The 17,667-nt window shown below is 63.4% G+C and carries 13 protein-coding genes; 3 read left to right on the top strand and 10 right to left on the bottom strand.

The genetic code is table 11. The features are described from left to right. Positions 1-5: 5 nt before the first annotated feature. The 5 genes from T331_RS19205 to T331_RS0110815 form a co-directional block, all read right to left on the bottom strand. Positions 6-818 (bottom strand): Hint domain-containing protein, encoded by an 813-nt coding sequence (locus T331_RS19205; protein ID WP_008492523.1) that lies wholly within the window; start codon positions 816-818, stop codon positions 6-8. A gap of 409 nt (positions 819-1,227) precedes the next feature. Beyond that, a complete protein-coding gene (locus tag T331_RS0110830) occupies positions 1,228-1,950 on the bottom strand; it encodes a polysaccharide deacetylase family protein (protein WP_026440026.1) in 723 nt (240 codons plus the stop codon). A gap of 1 nt (position 1,951) precedes the next feature. Beyond that, positions 1,952-2,836, bottom strand: a complete 885-nt coding sequence (locus T331_RS0110825) for an S-methyl-5'-thioadenosine phosphorylase (protein ID WP_026440025.1) — start codon at positions 2,834-2,836, stop codon at positions 1,952-1,954. 173 nt (positions 2,837-3,009) lie between these two features. After that, positions 3,010-4,254, bottom strand: coding sequence for a DEAD/DEAH box helicase (locus tag T331_RS0110820; RefSeq protein WP_008492519.1), 1,245 nt, complete (start codon positions 4,252-4,254; stop codon positions 3,010-3,012). Between the two features lie 286 nt (positions 4,255-4,540). Further along, a complete protein-coding gene (locus T331_RS0110815) occupies positions 4,541-7,240 on the bottom strand; it encodes a glycosyltransferase (RefSeq protein ID WP_026440024.1) in 2,700 nt (899 codons plus the stop codon). Between the two features lie 268 nt (positions 7,241-7,508). Between T331_RS0110815 and T331_RS0110810 the strand changes: the two genes are divergently transcribed. Then, entirely contained in the window at positions 7,509-8,807 is a 1,299-nt protein-coding gene (locus T331_RS0110810; RefSeq protein ID WP_026440023.1) for a hemolysin family protein, read from the top strand. Between the two features lie 133 nt (positions 8,808-8,940). Here T331_RS0110810 and T331_RS0110805 read toward each other — a convergent pair whose 3' ends face one another. Beyond that, the gene (locus tag T331_RS0110805; RefSeq protein WP_026440022.1) at positions 8,941-10,305 is read right to left on the bottom strand and encodes an amidase family protein; all 1,365 of its coding nucleotides are present in this window, start codon (positions 10,303-10,305) and stop codon (positions 8,941-8,943) included. Continuing rightward, the gene (locus T331_RS0110800; protein ID WP_008492515.1) at positions 10,296-11,279 is read right to left on the bottom strand and encodes a cysteine synthase A; all 984 of its coding nucleotides are present in this window, start codon (positions 11,277-11,279) and stop codon (positions 10,296-10,298) included. The genes T331_RS0110805 and T331_RS0110800 overlap by 10 nt, the downstream gene beginning before the upstream one ends. 54 nt (positions 11,280-11,333) lie before the next feature. Between T331_RS0110800 and T331_RS0110795 the strand changes: the two genes are divergently transcribed. Then, positions 11,334-11,744, top strand: a complete 411-nt coding sequence (locus T331_RS0110795; RefSeq protein ID WP_008492514.1) for a rhodanese-like domain-containing protein — start codon at positions 11,334-11,336, stop codon at positions 11,742-11,744. Between the two features lie 6 nt (positions 11,745-11,750). Then, positions 11,751-13,751, top strand: a complete 2,001-nt coding sequence (locus T331_RS0110790) for a DNA/RNA helicase domain-containing protein (RefSeq protein ID WP_081822215.1) — start codon at positions 11,751-11,753, stop codon at positions 13,749-13,751. 24 nt (positions 13,752-13,775) lie between these two features. On the opposite strand, the gene T331_RS18100 is transcribed toward T331_RS0110790, so the two are convergent. The 3 genes from T331_RS18100 to T331_RS0110775 all read right to left on the bottom strand — a co-directional run bounded on the left by T331_RS18100 (position 13,776) and on the right by T331_RS0110775 (position 17,594). Beyond that, positions 13,776-14,636, bottom strand: a complete 861-nt coding sequence (locus T331_RS18100; protein WP_244876936.1) for a mechanosensitive ion channel family protein — start codon at positions 14,634-14,636, stop codon at positions 13,776-13,778. A gap of 124 nt (positions 14,637-14,760) precedes the next feature. Then, complete coding sequence (locus tag T331_RS0110780) at positions 14,761-15,837, bottom strand: class I SAM-dependent RNA methyltransferase (RefSeq protein WP_240376492.1); 1,077 nt, start codon at positions 15,835-15,837, stop codon at positions 14,761-14,763. Positions 15,838-15,944: 107 nt separating this feature from the next. Then, positions 15,945-17,594: a DEAD/DEAH box helicase gene (locus tag T331_RS0110775; RefSeq protein WP_026440020.1), complete on the bottom strand. Its 1,650-nt coding sequence runs from the start codon at positions 17,592-17,594 to the stop codon at positions 15,945-15,947. Between the last annotated feature and the right edge of the window lie 73 nt (positions 17,595-17,667).

Genomic DNA, 17,667 nt, shown 5'->3' with positions numbered 1-17,667 from the left:
TGCCCTCAGGCGGCGCTGCGCGCGCGCAGGGCGCGCGGCAGCTGGCGGGCGGATTTCACCCGAGGCAGCGCCATCTCGCGGGCCTGGGCCGGTGCCGGGCGCTCATGCCAGTTATCGAAGGCGAAAACTGACACCTGATCCAGGAAGCTCTCCGCCGGCAACCCTTCGGCCAGCAGCAGCGCATGGTCGGCAAGCTCGACATGGTAATAGCAGAAACGCTCCGGCAGATTCGTCTCACGCCGGATGCTGGCGCCGTTGACCAGGGCGCCGGCCTGCACCAGCACGCCATCCAGCAGCAGCGCATGGTCCGGCGAGAGCAGCAGGTCGCGCCAGGGCAGCCCATTGCCGAGGGCACCGGCGGTGATGCGCACGGGCAGCACCCGCAACCGGTCGGCAAAGCGGCTGGCGATGGTCTGCACCCCCACCCAGCTCACCGGCGCCACCCGGCCATCATGGCAGAGCACCAGATCTCCTGCCCGCAGCATCTCGACCGCGACACCGCCGGTGGGGGTGGCGATTTCGGTCCCGGCCATGAAGCAATAGGCCGCCGCGCCGCCAGTGCTGAGATCCCAGTTATACGGCTGTGGATCGTTGGCGCCGCTGGAGACGTTGACGGTAATCGGCGTGCCAAATGGCAGCCAGGGCGTGGTGGAGAACAGGAAATATTGCTGGGTCGTCGCGTCCTCGAACACGAAGCCGATCACCTTGCCGTTGCCGGTTTCGCTGGCGGTGCCGATATAGACCTGCGTGTCGGTCTGGCCGACGATGAGGAAATTTTCCCCGCCATATAAAATCGGCGAGCTGGTGAGGGAAACCACCTGCTGCGTCTGTAGCGAAAATGGCAGACCAACCGAGACGCTACTGCCCCCATCGTCGCCGCTCAGCAGATAAAACGGGAATAGGTTTTCAGATGGGTTGGGTGGTGTTTGATCGTCTGTGTCGCTTCCACCCCAACCGTCTGTATCGGTTCCCCCCCAGCCGTTTGTGTCGGTTCCATCCGTCATCACGAAGCTCCTCTTATAAATTAGACGAGTTCGTGTTAATTTTTTAACAGATGTTATGAAATGATTTTCTTTGCTTTGTCGCAACAAGCTTAGGTTAAAGGAAATTTTCCTATTTGCTCAGCTCACGAAATAGTGAAGGCGGGATGTAGGCGCGGTGATCAGCCCGCGAACAAACCGCAGGCCGTTCATTTTTTTCGACATTTGGGCGTCAGGCCGCGTTAGTTCAGCTTAGCCGGGCGAACTGCGCGCCACTTTGTTGCAACGCCGCAAGCCCGGCGGCAATGCCAGCCCCGCTGGCGCGCTTGGGCTGGTTGATATGGCCTTCGATCACATCGCCATCCCGCGCCGCCTCAATCCGCGCCTGCACGATGGCGGCCGGCAGCCCGGCGCCTTCGTCGGAATTCAGCGAATAACCGGCCACGCGCACGCCCAGCGCCTCGATCCGCGGCACCATCGAGGGGGTGTAGAGCCCGGCGGCCCCGCGATACCATTGCGGCACCCGCCCGGTGGCCTGGGTGATGGCCAACGCCCCGCCATTGATCTCGGCCTGGATCGCGGGCCAGCTCCCGGCCACCTCCAGCCCGTAGACGCGCCTGGTGCCCAGGATCGGCGGCAGATGCCGCGCGCCATGGTTTTCCAGGGTGAAGATGTCCTTGTGCTGGAGGAAATAGGCCAGCCCCTCCGGGTTCATCCGCATCCAGACGGCGGTGACGAAGATGGTGGCCGGGATGCGGCACTCGACCAGAACCGCGGCGATCCGCATGTCAAAATGGCCGGGGCAACAATCCAGCGTCACCGCCACACGGCGCGGGCCGGATTGTGGTTGCAGCCGCAGCACCGGCTCCACCAGACCTTCTTTATCGAGCGGCCCCAGCGCCAAGGGGGCCGCCAGCCCGGCAAAGAGCAGCTGGCGGCGGTTCAGCCCATCACCGCAAAGGCCGCACATATCAGGCCTTGAGCACGCGGCCGGCGACAACCTCAAGACGCTTCAGCGCCTCCGGGTCGCGCGCCTCGGGGGCGGTGATCAGCGCGTAGGTCAGCGCGGTGTCGCAGCCATGCGCGCAAGCGGTGCGCGGTACGGCCAGGCGGGGGAGCACGTCCTTCACCAGGGCGCGGGCCTTGTCGGCATTGCCGAGCAGCACCTTCACCACCTGGTCGACGGTGACGGCGTCATGGTCCTCGTGCCAGCAATCATAATCGGTGACCATGGCGACGGTAGCGTAATCGATCTCCGCCTCGCGGGCGAGCTTGGCCTCGGGCATATTGGTCATGCCGATCACCGCGCAGCCCCAGCTGCGGTACAGGTTGCTCTCCGCCAGGGTGGAGAATTGCGGACCTTCCATCACCAGATAGGTGCCGCCGCGCGTATGCGGCAGGTCCAGCGCCTTCAGGCTGGCTTCCAGCGCATCGCCCAGACGCCCGCAAACCGGATGCGCCATCGACACATGCGCGACGCAGCCCGGGCCGAAGAAGCTCTTCTCGCGGGCGAAGGAGCGGTCGATGAACTGGTCGACGATGACGAAATGCCCCGGCGGCAGTTCCTCTTTCAGCGAGCCGACGGCGGAGAGGGAGAGAATGTCGGTCACCCCCAGCGATTTCAGCGCATGGATGTTGGCGCGGTAATTCAGCGCCGTCGGCGTGGTCTTGTGGCCGCGCCCGTGGCGGGGCAGGAACACCACCTTCTGGCCGTGGAAGGAACCGACGAGGAGCTCGTCAGAGGGATCGCCCCAGGGGGTTTCGACCTTGACCCAGCTGGTGTCTGTCAGACCGTCGATATTATACAGCCCCGACCCGCCAATGATGCCGATGACCGTCTGCTTCGTCTCACCCATAGCGCCACTCCAAAACATCAAACGTTTTTGGTGCCGCCCCGTCCCGATGACGGAGCGGCAAAGCCGCGTAGTCTGAATCGGGACGGCCAGCAACAGGCCAAAAAGCTGCGAAAAAAATGCCGCCTTTTTGAAAAAAGGCGGCACCCAAAAACGTCTATAAATATATTCAGCTCTTACGCAACCTTGCGCTTTTCCTGGTAAGGCGGGCGCTTCGGCTTGATCTTGCGCACCTGCATATCCGGATGGCGGGCCGGCTTCTTCACCGGCATCGCCTGGCGCGGACGCTCGCCGCCCGCCACCTTCATCTTGATACCGGTCAGCTTCTCGATCTGGGTCAGATAAGGCAGCTCGGTCGCGTCGCAGAACGCCACCGCCACGCCATCCGCGCCGTTGCGCGCGGTGCGGCCGATGCGGTGCACATAGCTCTCCGGCTCATTCGGCAGCTCGAAATTGATCACGTGCGAAACCGCATTCACATCGATGCCGCGCGCCGCGATATCGGTGGCAACCAAGGCGCGCACCTCACCGGCCTTGAACGCATCCAGGGCGCGCTGGCGCTGGTTCTGGCTGAGATTGCCATGCAAGGCGGCGGCCGAGATCTTGGAGCTGTTGAGCATCAGCGCCACGCGGTCGGCGCCGCGCTTGGTGCGGGTGAACACCACGGTTTTGGAGAATTCCGGCTGGTGCAGCAGCTTGATCAGCAGGTTGCGCTTCTCCGGCCCTTCTGCGAAATACACGCTCTGCTCGATGCGCGACGGGGTGGAGGCCACCGCCTCGATTTCCACGCGCACCGGCTCACGCAGCAGGCCATTGGCGAGCTTGGCGATTTCGGCCGGCATGGTGGCGGAGAACAGAGCCGACTGGCGGCGCGCCGGCAGCACGTTCACCACCTTGCGGATATCCGGCATGAAGCCGAGATCCAGCATGCGGTCAGCCTCGTCCAGCACGAAGAACTGGCACTGGTCGATCACCAGCTCGCGGGTGTTCATCAGATCCACCACGCGGCCGGGGCAACCCACCACGATGTCCGCACCGCGCATCATGCGCTGCACCTGGCCGAAGCGGCTGACGCCGCCCACGATCAGCACCGTGCGCAGGCCAAGCCCGGCGGCGAATTTCTTGATTTCCTGCTCGATCTGCACCGCCAGCTCACGGGTGGGGGCCAGCACCAGAGCGCGGGTCGAGAAGCGCTTGCTGTGCAGGCGGTCGGTCATCGCGTTGATCATCGGCAGGGCGAAGGCGGCGGTTTTGCCGGTGCCGGTCTGGGCGATGCCCAGAACGTCGCGCCCGGCCAGCGCGTGGGGAATGGCTTTCGCCTGGATGGGGGTGGGCTTGATGAAGCCCGCCGCGGTCAATGCGCCCAAAATCGGGGAAGCCAGGCCAAAACTCTCAAAGGTCAAATCAGTCAAAACAAACATCTCCACCGCCGAAGGCCCATGCCCTGGCGGTCAATGTCCGGTATCCCATGCGCGAATCTGGAAAAGGACGGTGCAAAACAGCCCGTAAAGGGCGTCCCCGCCCCGTATAAAGCCTGTGCCACCATGTCTCGTTCGCGCCATGGCGGCAGGTAAGTATCCCTTAGCCTTGCCGGCCAAGGCGACGCAAGCCCAGCCTTTGCAAAGCTGTGTCGCGTTGCACAAAAAACCCTCCCGCTGCACAGCGGGAGGGTCAATTCATGGCATCAAGCTCGTGTGCCTACGAGTCTTAATCCCCAGCCGCCGGGTGCATCACCGGGGCCTTCATCGGCTTGACGGCGGGGGCGGCGACCAGCTTGGGCGCCTTGGCCGGAAGGGCGGCCAGGATGGAGACGCCGACCGAGGCCAGATAAGGCATCGACTGGGTGAACAAAACCGCCACCCACAGCTTGGTCTCCAGCGTCGCCCAGTGATGGCCAAAGCCGACACCCAGCGCCGCACCCCAGGTCAGAGCCAGGATCACCAGCTCCTCGCGGGCCATCACCAGACCCTGCACCAGGGCCGGGGCGTTCTCCATCTTCGGCGTGCGCAGGAAGGGCAGCGAGTTGGTGAACAGGCCTTTCCACACCGCCTTGCCGATCGAGTGGCTCAGCGCCAGCCCGGCAACCGCAGCGCCCACCCGGTCCCAGAAGCCGCAAGGCACGCGGCTCTTATAGAGGGCCAGGATCTGCACGATCTTGAAGCCGAACAGGAAGATCGAGGGCAGCATGAACAAAGCGATCGGGAATTCAAACCGCACCGGATCCAGGATCAGCCCCAGCGACCAGACCAGACCCATGGCCAGGAAGGCGATGCCCAGCGCGTCGCCGAACCAGGGCAGCCAGCCGGTGATGAAGTGCCAGCGCTGGCCGGCGGTCAGCTCCTTGTTGAAGGGGTTGAACAAAGCCGCCGCATTGCCGCGAACAATCCGCATCGCGCCATAGGCCCAGCGGTAACGCTGCTTGCGGAAGGCGTTGTAATCGTCCGGCATCACGCCCTTGCCGAAGCTCTTCTTGGAATAGACCGCCTCGTACCCAGCGCGGAACAGGCGCAGACCCAGCTGGCTGTCCTCGCAGATGCACCATTCGGCCCAGCCATTCTCGTTCTGCAGCGCTTCCTTGCGGATCAGCGTCATCGTGCCGTGCTGGATGATCGCGTTGCGCTCATTGCGGGTGACCATGCCGGTATGGAAGAAGCCGGCATATTCCCAGAACATCATGCGCTTGAAGATCGAGCCGTCATTATCCCGGTAATCCTGCGGGGACTGGGTGAAGCCCACCGCCGGGTCCTCGAAGGCCGGGGCCATCGAGCGCAGCCAGTCCGGCTCGACCAGATAATCGCTGTCGATCACGCCGATCACCTCGGCATCCGGGGCGGTCTCACGCAGGGCGAAGTTCAGCGCGCCAGCCTTGTAGCCTTTGTACTTGCCTAGGGTGAAGAAGCGGAACTTGGGCCCCAGCCGGGCGCAATGCTCGGCCACCGGCTCCCAGACAGCCGGGTCCATGGTGTTGTTGTCGATCACCAGAACCTCGAAGCGGTCATAGTCCAGCGCGGCCAGGCTATCGAGCGTCTGCTTCACCATGTGAGGCGGCTCGTTGCAGATCGGCAGATGGATGGAAACCTTCGGCAGCTTGGCGCCAGCCGGGGCCGGCATCGGCTCAAAATGCCGCTTGGCGATACGGCCGAAGATGGTCTCGACCAGATCGAAACTGTCCGCGATCAACAGGAAGAGCAGCAGCCCCTGCCCCAGCGCCAGCCCGCTCCACACCGCGGCAGCCCCCAGCGAGAGATAGGTCTGGCCCATATACATCAGCAGCATCGCCAGCGTCGCGGTGAAGCCTTCCACCAGAGCCGCGAAGAGCAGCTTGCCGGTGAAGCGGATATCCGGGCGGCGGGAGAGCAGCGCCATGGTGGCGAGCAGGCTGGCCAGCGCCGCGCCGGCGGCGTACCAGATCCATTCGGGGTGATTCCAGACCGGGCCGGTCAGCGACCATTTCTGGTGGCGGCCCAGCGTGAACATGCCCCAGTAACCGGCGGCACGGCCCTCAAAGCTGGTCTTCCAGGGCTGGTCGAAGGCTTCCATCACGAAGTAATCGAGATGCTTCTGCTGCGCCAGATTGAAGAAATCGCGCAGGAAGCGGGCCTGGTTGATGTTGTTGGCGCGCGCCGCGCCGATATCAATACCGTCCGACGGCCAGCCGATTTCGCCGATCACGATCTTCTTGTTCGGGTACATCTTATGCACCGCCTCATAGCGGTTCATGCTGTCCTGCACGGCGATCTTCTCCGGCACACCTTCCCAGTAGGGCAGCAGATGCACGGTGATGAAATCGACCGAGTTGGCCAGCTCAGGATGCTTCAGCCAGACATGCCAGGGCTCGGCGGTGGAAACCGGCACATGCACCTGCTTCTCGACCGAGCGGATCTCGGAGACCAGCTCCGGCACGCTCTGGTCGCCACGCAGGATGGTCTCGTTACCGACCATCACCTGCTTCACGTCCGGGTTGGCGTTCGCCACCTGCACGACCTTCGCCAGCTCCTTGGCGTTGGCCTCGGGGTGACGGTCCAGCCAGGCGCCGAGTGTGACATTCAGCCCCATGCCCTGCGCCAGCGCCGGGATCTGCCCGAGATCGCCCTCGACCGTGTAGGTGCGGATATTGTGGGTGTGCTTGGCCGCCAGCGCCAGATCGGACTTGATCTGTGCCGTGGTCGGGTAATCGCCGGTCTGCGGGCTCTCGCCTTTATGGAAGGGCGAGAAGGCGAAGCCGCCGATCTCGCCGGTATAGGGCGCGATATTCGTCGCCGGGCGGTTGATGCCGGCCCAGATCCCGAACGCGACCACACCGACGCCGATGGCGGCCGCCCATGAGCTGGGGGACGCCCAGCCCTTGCGGGCCTTGCGGGTGGAGATCAGCGCCGTCTGGCGGCGAATTTGCGACTGGTACGTCATGGCGGTGTCCAAGCGATGTCCAAGCTGCGTCCCGGGAAAATCCCCGGATCGACAGCCAATATGATCGTCCAGTGCGGCAGGTGCTGGGCGCGAATGTGGCCCAACTAAGGCAAACAAAATTTAATCTTGTAACCAGATGTAGGAAGGATTTGCTCAAATTCCCCTTCTTTTGAAGGCGTTGTCTGGACAGCTTCACTTACGCTTTCAACAGCGCGCCCACCTTCATGGCATAATCGCGTCGGCTGCCATTCCGCGCTAGAAGCGGGCCATGCCTTTGATCGTGCAAATCCTGATTCTCGTGCTTCTGGTGGTTCTCAACGGCGCCTTCGCGCTGGCGGAGCTGGCGCTGGTCTCCTCGCGCCGGGCGATGCTGACATTGATGGAGCGCCAGGGGCTGCGCGGCGCCACCAAGGCACGGATGCTGGCGGATGACCCGCAGAGCTTCCTGCCCACCACCCAGTTCGGCATCACTCTGGTCGGCATCCTCACCGGTATGTTCGGCGGCGACCAGCTGGGCGAGCGCATGCAGGGGCCGCTGCGGCATGTGCCCTATATCGCACCTTATGCCGGGCCGGTCGGCGTCGTCGTCACAGTTCTCATTATCACCTATCTCACCTTGGTGTTTGGCGAGCTGGTACCCAAGCAGCTGGGGCTGCGCCACCCGGAACGGCTGGCGGTGGTAGTGGCCGGGCCGGTCTCGGTGCTGGCGAAAATCGCCGCCCCGGCAATCTGGCTGCTGAGCCGCACCACGGACCTCGTGCTGCGCCTGTTCGGCCCCACCCAGGAGGATAGGCGCGGCGTTTCCGAAGAAGAGCTGAAGGCGATGCTGGTGGAAGGCGCCGAAACCGGCGTGCTGGAGAATGAGGAGCGCGACATTATCGAACGCGTGCTGCGCCTGGCCGACAAGCCGGTGCGCGCGATCATGACGCCGCGCACCGAAATCGTCTGGATCGACCGCTCCGCCGGACGCGAGGACATCATCGCCCGGCTGCGCGCCGCGCCGCATTCCCGCTTCGTGGTGTGCGACGGCTCGGTCGATAACGTCACCGGCATCATTTTGGCGAAGGATGTGCTGGACCGCGTGCTGGGCAAGCAGGACGGGCCGATCATCTCCTCCGTGCTGCGCCAGCCGATGGCGATCCCGGACTCGGTCTCGGCGCTGGACGCGCTGGAGCGGCTGAAGGCGGATGCGCTCGGCATGGCGCTGGTGTTCGATGAATATGGCAGCTTCGAGGGCGTGGTGACGGCGGCGGACGTGCTGGAGGCGATCGTCGGCGATGCCGAGGATACCGGCCCCTCCTCCTATATCGAGCCGCCGGCGGACAGCGCCTATGAGCTGGACGGGCTGACCCCGGTGGATGAGATCAAGGCCAGGCTGCATCTGCCGGACCTGCCGAGCGAGGGCAGCTATCACACGCTGGGCGGGCTGATCCTGGCGCTGCTGCTGCGCCCGGCGGCGAAGGGCGATGCGATTTTGTTCGGCGGCTGGAAGTTTGAAGTGACCGAGATGGATGGGCGGCGGATTGAGCGGGTGCGGGTGACGAAGGAAGTGGCGGAAAATTCCTAAAAGTTTTTGGGGCCGACCCTTTTTTCAAAAAGGGTCGGAAAACGTTTGGGGTGGTGGCTACGCCGTCGTCACCACCCCCAGCGTTTCGCAGCCCTTTTTGAAAAAAGGGCCGCACCCCAAAAACTTTTGCAACTTATCCTAAGGCGACTTCCACCGCCCGGGCCACACGCAGCACCACGTCATCGCGATAAAGCGGTGCGGCAATCTGCACCGATGTCGGCAAGCCCGCAGCGTCCACGCCCATCGGCAGCGACAAGGCCGGTTGCCGCGTCAGGCTGAACAGCATCGTCCAGCTCGCCCAATGCTGCAGCAGCGCCTCCACCGCATCGCCATACGCGGCATCCACAGGCGGCGCGCCATGCGGTACGGCCGGGCAGAGAATCGCGTCCACCTCAAGCATCGCCATCGCATGCGCCGCCTCCACCCGCCCGGCTTCCGCCGCCAGCAGCTCCAGCCCCGGCACCTGCATGTAGCGCTCCGCCAGCGCCAGCAGCCCAGGATCGACCAACCCAAGCCGCTCCCGCGGCACGCCCGCGACGGTCTTGGCCAGCCCGGCGCCCCACAGCGTGGAGAAGATGGCACCACTATCGGGCAATGCCGGGTCGATCTCGACAATCCGCGCCCCCTGTCCGGTCAGGATCGCGACCGCCTCCTCCACCGCGCCCCAGGCGGCTTCGTCCGCGGGCGCATCAAAGCCGGGCCGGCGCAGAATGCCGATGCGCAGCCCCTTCACCCCGTCCTCCAACCCGGCGCCAAAATCGCGAGCTGGCTCCGGCAGGGAGAACGGGTCGGCCTTCTCGAACCCCGCCAGCACGGAAAGCAGCAGCGCCGCATCGCGCACCGAACGCGTGATCGGCCCCGCCACCGCCAGCGGGCCGAAGGCGCCCAGCTTCCATTGCGGCACCCGCCCGAAGCTCGGCTTCAGCCCGACCACGCCGCTCCAGGCGGCGGGAATGCGAATCGAGCCGCCGCCATCCGTGCCCACATGCAGCGGCCCGAAAAACGAGCCCGCCGCCGCCGCCGCCCCGGCCGAGGAGCCGCCCGGCGTATGCGCCACATTCCACGGGTTGCGGGTGATGCCGTTGAGCGGGTTATCGCCCGGGCTTTTCCAGCCAAATTCCGTGCTTGTGGTTTTGCCGATAATCACCGCCCCGGCCGCGCGCAGCCGCGCCACCAGGGGGGCATCCTGCGCCACCGGCGCCGGATCGGTCGTCTTGCTGCCGCGCCGCGTCGGCAGGCCGCGCACATCGATCAGATCCTTCACCGTCACCGGCACGCCTTCCAGCGCCCGCGCCTGCCCTTCCTGCCAACGCGCCGTGCTCTCGCGCGCCGCATCCAGCGCGGCACTGTTCAGCGTGGCGAAGGCGTTGATCTCGGGATTGCGCCGGGCGATCCGCTCGGTCACCCCTTGCAGCGCCTGCAGCGGCGTCAGCGCGCCGGATTTGTAGGCGTCCAGCAGCTCACCGGCATCCAGAACCGGGGCATCATTCACATCCATGGCGGCACCGGCAGGTTCTTGGCGCGCAAAAACTCCGGATTGAACAGCTTGCTCTGATAGCGCGCCCCGCCATCGCACAGCACGGTCACGATAGTGTGCCCCGGTCCCATCGCCTTCGCCACCCGGATCGCCGCGGCGACATTGATGCCGGCCGAGCCGCCGATGGAGAGCCCCTCATGGATCATCAGGTCATAAACCTGCTCCAGCGCCTCCGGATCGGGGATTTTCACCGCATCGTCGATCGGCGCGCCATTCAGGTTCTCCGGCACGCGGGACTGGCCGATGCCCTCGGTGATCGAGGAGCCGGTGACGGTGAGATCGCCCGATTTCACCCAGCCATAGAGCCCGCTCCCCTCCGGGTCCGCCAGCACGATTTTCACCCCTGGCTTGCGCTCCTTCAGCGCCAGCGCCACCCCGGCCAGCGTGCCGCCGGTGCCGCAGGCGCAGGTGAAGGCGTCGATCTTGCCCCCCGTCTGCGCCCAGATTTCCGGGCCGGTGGTGGCGCGGTGGCCCTCGCGATTGGCCAGATTATCGAACTGATTGGCCCAGACCGCGCCCATCTCCTCGGCCAGGCGGCGCGAAACATGCACGTAATTCCCCGGATCCTTGAAGGGTTTGGCCGGCACCAGCCGCAGATCCGCGCCGATCATGCGCAGGAAATCGATCTTTTCCTGGCTCTGCGTCTCCGGCATCACGATCACGCTCTTATAGCCCAGCGCATTCGCCACCAGCGTGATGCCGATGCCAGTATTGCCCGCCGTGCCCTCGACGATGGTCCCACCCGGCGCCAGCAGCCCGCGCGCCTCGGCATCGCGGATGATCGCCAGCCCCGCCCGGTCCTTCACCGAGCCGCCGGGCGAGCAGAATTCCGCCTTGCCCAGTATCTCGCAGCCCGTGAGGGCGGAAGCGCGCTTGAGCCTGATGAGGGGGGTATTGCCGATCGCCCCGATCAACCCGTCCGCCACTGTTTCCATCCGTTTCCGTCCTCGCTATGGTTGGGCCCAAAAGGCTAACGCCTGGAGGGTATTATGATCGAAGATGTGGCCCCGCGACAGGTCTGGGAAGCGCTGATGAGCAATCCCGATGCGCTGCTATGCGATGTGCGCACCAATGCCGAATGGAGCTTCGTCGGCGTGCCGGAGCTGAGCCAAGCCGGCAAGCAGACATTGCTGATCCAGTGGCAGGTGTTTCCCAGCATGCAGCCCAACCCGAATTTTCTGGCCGGGCTGAGTGCGGCGCATGCGACCCATGAATCGCATATCTATTTCATCTGCCGCTCCGGTGCGCGCTCCATGGCCGCCGCCCAGGCCGCCAAGGCGGCGGGGTTCAAGCATGTGTATAATGTGAAGGATGGGTTTGAGGGCCCGCCCGATGCGCGCGGCCATCGCGGCCTGGTGGCGGGGTGGAAAGCGGATGGGCTGCCCTGGAAGCAGGGGTAAATAGCTGTGAACCAACATCCCACCAAGCCAAATGCGGCGACGGCGTGGTGGGCTGGTACAATTCAAGACTTCACTCAGGTCACAGACGAACAGCTCATCGGCCAATTATCCACGCGGCTCGTTCGTGCTCACAGAACAAACGAAGCCGAACAGCTCAAAGCTTGGTCCTGGCAACTCCATCATCTCCGGCCCGTGCTGCAAGAGTTTCCCTCGCAATGGCGGATTTTATTTGAATATCCCTTACTGAGGCTGGGCCGCCGATTAGATGCGGTCCTGCTGACAGAGCGCGCAATCTTTGTCATCGAATTCAAGGCGCAAGGCCATGGGTTCGATCAAGCCGCCCGCCTTCAAGCCGAAGACTATGCATTCGACTTACGTGATTTCCATGCTGCCAGCCGGGATAAAATCATCATACCCGTGGTCATCGCTGGTGCTGGCACAGCCTCTCGTACGCAATCGGAATTTCTCTGGCACGGGGTCTCATGTGTTTATGAATCTCGCCCTGAACAATTTGGTGAGCTTGTCTTATCGATTTATAGCCGCTTGGCCGACCATACGATTGATATCGACCAATGGGAGCATGCGCCTTACCGCCCCGTTCCAACCATCATCGATGCCGCGCGCGCCATTTATGAAAAACACGGCGTTGACGACATTCGCTCCGCCAGGGCCGACGCCATCAATCTGAGCGAAACAACGGCCGAACTTCTCAACGCTGTTGAAGAGGCAAGACGGGATAAGAAATATATTATTTTGTTCGTCACCGGCATTCCTGGTGCTGGCAAAACCTTATGCGGCCTCGATGTCGCCTTTTCACCGCAGGTGGAGGGCACATTTCTAACTGGTACGCTGCCAATGGTATATGTTTTGAAAGCGGCTCTCGCGCAGGATAAGGCAAAGCGCTCTGAAATGAGCGAGCGCTATGCACGCCACCAAAGCAAAGCGAAAATCGAGAGTGTTGTTGGGTTCCTACGCGACACGCTCGCACGCGATAAGGCTCCAGCGGAACATGTGATCGTTTTTGACGAAGCTCAACGCGCCTGGGATGCGGAGTATGGCGCACGGAAATTCGACCACACCCAAAGTGAAGCTGCCATCATGTTGGATCTCATGCGCCGTCATGATGACTATGCCGTCATCGTCGCGCTGGTTGGTAATGGGCAAGAAATTAACACCGGCGAAGCGGGGCTTGCTGAATGGGGAAGGGCTCTACTGGCCCGCCCGGAATGGCATATCCGAGCCGCACCGAAGACGTTGAGCACCAACGTTGCGAAGCAGCTTCTGTTCGGTAAAGAGCAGCCAAAGACACTTCAAATCTCAGAAGCCTTGCATTTGAGTACGCCTATTCGAAATATCCGCTCTGCGAGTGCAGCCTCTTGGATCGACGCAACACTTTCGGGCGATCGGGCGTCAGCGCGCAGAATTGCATCTGACGACCTCCCAATATTTGTCACTCGCTCCCTCACTGACCTACGCAAAAGCCTCAAACTGCGGGCTCGTGGCCAGCGGCGCGTCGGCTTGGTCTGTTCGAGCGGTGCGAAGCGGTTGGTCGCAGATGGTATATGGCCTCGTTTCGCGCATCAGGAAGAGGCTACCGTCGCGAACTGGTTTCTTTGCCGCTGGCCCGATGTCCGCGCTTCTGACGCGCTGGAAATCCCCGCAACCGAGTTTGCGTGCCAGGGCTTGGAGTTGGATCATGTTGGGCTGTGCTGGGGTGGTGATCTCTTATGGACAGGACGATGGAATATCCGCAGCTTCCGAGGCACGAAATGGCTCAACGTGAAGTCTAACGAATCCCGGGCCTACACGATCAACAAATATCGTGTTCTGCTTACCCGGGCGCGCGCCGATACGATCATTTGGATACCGCGTGGCGACGAAAATGATGTCACCAGATGCCCGAAAGCATTTAATCAAACCGAGGAGTTCTTGTTGGAATGCGGCGCACACCGGCTACCGCCCGAACCGAACACAGTTCCAGAGGCAGCCGACGCATTACTTCTTTAGCCCTTGCAGAAAGCTGATTACGACTCAGCTATTCCGTCCCGCCCGCGCCAACTCCAACGGCCCGTTGAAAGACAATGTCTGGTTCGGGAATGGAATCTCGATCCTGGCCTCGTCGAAGGCCAACTTGATCGCTTCGGTGATCTCGCATTTGGTCACCCACCAATCCCCCGCCTTGGTCCAGGCGCGGAAGACGAAATCCACCGAGCTGTCCGAGAGCTGCAGAACCTTGATGAAGGGGGCTGGGTCTTTCAGCACGCGCGCATCCGCCTGCGCCAGCTCGTTCAGGATCGCGGAGGCTTTTTTCAAATCGCTGCAATAGGAAATACCGATAGTCAGGTCGATCAGGCGCGTCTGGATATTCGAATAATTGGTGATCGCCCCGGCCCAGACATCCTTGTTGGGCACCAGCACCTGCAGCCCGTCATAGGTTTTCATCTCGGTATAGAACAAGGTTACATCCAGCACCGTGCCGGCATGCGAGCCGGCACTGATATAATTGCCGATCCTGAACGGGCGAAAGACGATCAGCATGATCCCGGCTGCGAGATTGCTGAGCGTGCCCTGCAGTGCCAGCCCCACGGCGAGGCCTGCGGCACCCAGCACCGCAACCAGCGAAGCCGTTTGAATCCCGAAGCGGTTGAGCACGAAGATGAAGGCAAAGGCCAGTACCAGATAGCGCGCGATGGTGCCGAAGAAGCGGAACAGGCTTTCATCCAGATGCGGGCTCTTGCGCGCGTAGCCGACAATGTAGCGATGCAGCGCCCGCGAGCCGAGATGGGCGATTGCAAGAATGACGACGGCGTAAATCACATTCAGCAGCACGCCGATGATGCTGTTCAACGTGCTCGCGCTGAACAATGCGGTGACCGCATGGTTGATCGTCATGGATGTCTCCTTCTGCATCGGGTCAAATCATCGCGCCGCGAGATTGCTCGCCTTCGACTTGGCGATTTCGTCAGGACGTTCAATGGGCTGAAACGAAATCGCAAAGCCCGGCTTTAATCTTCGCCTAATCGCGGCCGCGTTGGAACACCACCACGCTCTCGACATTGTCCGAGAACGGGAACTGGTCGATCGGCGTTGCGGCCAGAATCTCATAGCCGGCATGGCGCAGCATGCCCGCATCCTGGGCCAGCGCGTCCGGGTTGCAACTTACATAGATGATCCGCTTCACCCCGGCCGGGGCGAGGAATTTCATCTGCGCGCCGCAGCCAGCGAAAGGCGGGTCCAGCACCACCACGTCAGCACCTTTGAAATCCGCGCTCAGCAGCGGGCGGCGATGCAGATCGCGCCTGGCGAAGGTGACGCGCCCGGCAAGCCCGGCATCGCGCGCGGCTTTGTCAGCGGCGTAGACGGCAGGCTCGTCGCCCTCATAGGCTTCCACGCGCGAATGCGGGGCCAGAGCAAAGCTCAGCGTGCCGCAGCCGGCATAAAGCTCCACCAGCCGGCTCTTGTTGCGCAGCTTCGGCAGCCCGGCCAGCATCGCCTCGATAATCGCCGCCTCGCCTTCCGGGCAGGCCTGCAGGAAGCCACCCGGCGGCGGTGTGACCGCCACCCCGGCAAAGCGCAGCACCGGCGGGCGCAGAATGATGATCGGCTCGGGCAGAGATTTCGGCTCGGCGACGCTGATGCGCGGCGCGTCATGCTCCTTGGCGAAGGCGATCAGGCGGGTACGGTCCGGCTGGGTCAGCGGCGCATCGGCGCGCAGCAATATATCCGGGCCGTTATCCAGCCAGTTGATCACCAGCGAAGCCTCGCGGCGAAAACAGTTCAGGCTGCGCAGCAAGGTGCGAAGCGGTTCCAGCAGCGCCAGGAAATCCGGCCGCAGCAAGGCGCATTCGCGCATATCGACGATTTCGGAAGAGCGCACGCGGTGCAGCCCGAGGCTGATCTCAGCCGCCTTGCGGGAGGCCGCCAGATCCACCCGCCGGCGCGTGTGCAGAGGGGCGGCCATTAGCGGCGCGATCTCAGCCTGGGCATAGCCAGCGCGGCTCAAAGCGCGTTCAAGCAGTGCCCGCTTGTCGGGCTTGGCGCGGTCATCGCTGGCACAGCCACCGCAGGCGCCGAAATGAATGCAATGGGACATCATCATGAATTTCAAAAGTTTTTGGAGGTGGGTGGAGATTTTTCAAAAAATCCCCACCGCTTTCGCCGCTTTTTTGTAAAAAAGCGGCACCAAAAAACTTTTATAAATTATGCCGCGAGATCGGAGCCGTTATCTTCCGGCCCATCCGGCTCGTCATCGCCCATCGGCCGGGCTTCGTCACGGCGGCGCAGCAGCATGAAGGCGGGGATCGAGTCGCCAAAACCGCGCACGGCCGGGCCGTGATCACGCTCACCGCGCTCGCCCCGGTCGCGGTCATTGCGGTCGCGCTCACGCGGCCGGCGGTCACGCTCCGGGCGCTCGGACCGTTCCGCGCGCTCAGGGCGCTCGGGGCGTTCCGTACGCTCCGGACGCTCGGCCGGTTTGCGCTCTTTCTCGCCATCCTTGGGCTTGGCAGCCTTGCGCTCACCACGGTCACGCTCACGGCCTTTATTATCCTTGCCGTCTTTACCGTCCTTGCCATCCCTCTTGGGCCCACGGCCCCGGCGGCGGCCATCCTCTTCGGACCACTCCACCTCATCCAGACCGGAAACCTCGATGCGCGGGATCGGATTGCCGATCAGCTTCTCCACCGCCTCCACCGCCAGCTTGTCCGCGGGCGAGGCCAGCGTATAGGCGTGGCCTTCGCGCCCGGCGCGGCCGGTGCGGCCGATGCGGTGCACATAATCCTCGGCATGGTGCGGCACGTCGAAATTGAACACGTGGCTAAGCCCGCCAATATCAATGCCGCGCGCCGCGACATCCGAGCAAACCAAGATCTTGATCTCGCCCGCCTTGAATTTCTCCAGCGTGGCAAAGCGCACGCTCTGCGGCAGATCGCCATGCAGCGCGCCGGCGGCAAAGCCATGCTTGCTCAGCGATTTGAACAGAATATCGACATCGCGCTTGCGGTTGCAGAAGACGATGGCGTTCTGCACATCCTCGGCCCGCAGCAGCCGACGCAGCGCCTCGCGCTTATCGATCTCGGAGACCAGCGCCAGCCCGGTGGTGATGGTGGTGGCCACCGAAGCCTGGCGGGAGACGGTGATCTCCTTCGGGTTGCTCAGGAAGGCATCGGCCAGGCGGCGGATTTCCGGCGCCATGGTGGCGGAGAAGAACAAGGTCTGCCGGGTGGTGGGCAGCATCGCGACGATGCGCTCGATGTCCGGGATGAAGCCCATATCCAGCATGCGGTCGGCTTCGTCGATCACCAGCACCCGCACATCGCGCAGCAACAGCCCACCGCGCTCGAACAGATCGATCAGGCGACCCGGGGTGGCGATCAGCACATCCACACCTTTGGTTAGCACCGCCTTCTGGTCGGCCATGCTCTCACCGCCGATCAACAGCGCGTGATTGAGCTTCAGATTCTTGCCGTACTGGACGAAATTTTCCGCCACCTGCAGGGCCAGCTCACGGGTCGGCTCCAGGATCAGCGAGCGCGGCATCCGCGCGCGGGCCCGCGAGCCGGCCAGGATTTCGAGCATCGGCAAGGTAAAGCCGGCAGTCTTGCCGGTGCCGGTCTGCGCCACGCCCAGCACGTCGCGCCCCATCAGCACCACCGGAATCGCCTGCGCCTGGATCGGCGTGGCGTGCACATAGCCCTTCTCCGCCAAGGCGTTCAGGATCGGCTCGGACAGACCCAGCGAGGCGAAGTCCGGCTTCTCTTCCGGCGCGGGCGCGGGATCAGCGATGCGCGCCTCCAGCTCGGCGGGCAGCTCAGCGTTGGGGTCTTGATGGTCGTCTTGTGTGTCGGACAAAAATAGCGTCTCTCGTGGTCGGGGGCGCAAGCCTGCGCCCGTGGTCGGGGCGCAAGCATGCGCCGAGCGCGGA

Origin of the sequence: Acidocella facilis ATCC 35904, from assembly GCF_000687875.1 — a bacterium.
Lineage (GTDB): Bacteria > Pseudomonadota > Alphaproteobacteria > Acetobacterales > Acetobacteraceae > Acidocella > Acidocella facilis.
This window is presented reverse-complemented; position numbering and strand designations above follow the sequence as displayed.

What these genes read in the sequence shown, in the direction of transcription:
- T331_RS0110805 (WP_026440022.1), bottom strand. Translation starts at nt 10,305, where the DNA reads ATGGATGTGAATGATGCCCCGGTTCTGGATGCCGGTGAGCTGCTGGAC.
- T331_RS18100 (WP_244876936.1), bottom strand. Translation starts at nt 14,636, where the DNA reads ATGACGATCAACCATGCGGTCACCGCATTGTTCAGCGCGAGCACGTTG.
- T331_RS0110800 (WP_008492515.1), bottom strand. Translation starts at nt 11,279, where the DNA reads ATGGAAACAGTGGCGGACGGGTTGATCGGGGCGATCGGCAATACCCCC.
- T331_RS0110825 (WP_026440025.1), bottom strand. Translation starts at nt 2,836, where the DNA reads ATGGGTGAGACGAAGCAGACGGTCATCGGCATCATTGGCGGGTCGGGG.
- T331_RS0110820 (WP_008492519.1), bottom strand. Translation starts at nt 4,254, where the DNA reads ATGTTTGTTTTGACTGATTTGACCTTTGAGAGTTTTGGCCTGGCTTCC.
- T331_RS0110795 (WP_008492514.1), top strand. Translation starts at nt 11,334, where the DNA reads ATGATCGAAGATGTGGCCCCGCGACAGGTCTGGGAAGCGCTGATGAGC.
- T331_RS0110830 (WP_026440026.1), bottom strand. Translation starts at nt 1,950, where the DNA reads ATGTGCGGCCTTTGCGGTGATGGGCTGAACCGCCGCCAGCTGCTCTTT.
- T331_RS0110815 (WP_026440024.1), bottom strand. Translation starts at nt 7,240, where the DNA reads ATGACGTACCAGTCGCAAATTCGCCGCCAGACGGCGCTGATCTCCACC.
- T331_RS0110780 (WP_240376492.1), bottom strand. Translation starts at nt 15,837, where the DNA reads ATGTCCCATTGCATTCATTTCGGCGCCTGCGGTGGCTGTGCCAGCGAT.
- T331_RS0110810 (WP_026440023.1), top strand. Translation starts at nt 7,509, where the DNA reads ATGCCTTTGATCGTGCAAATCCTGATTCTCGTGCTTCTGGTGGTTCTC.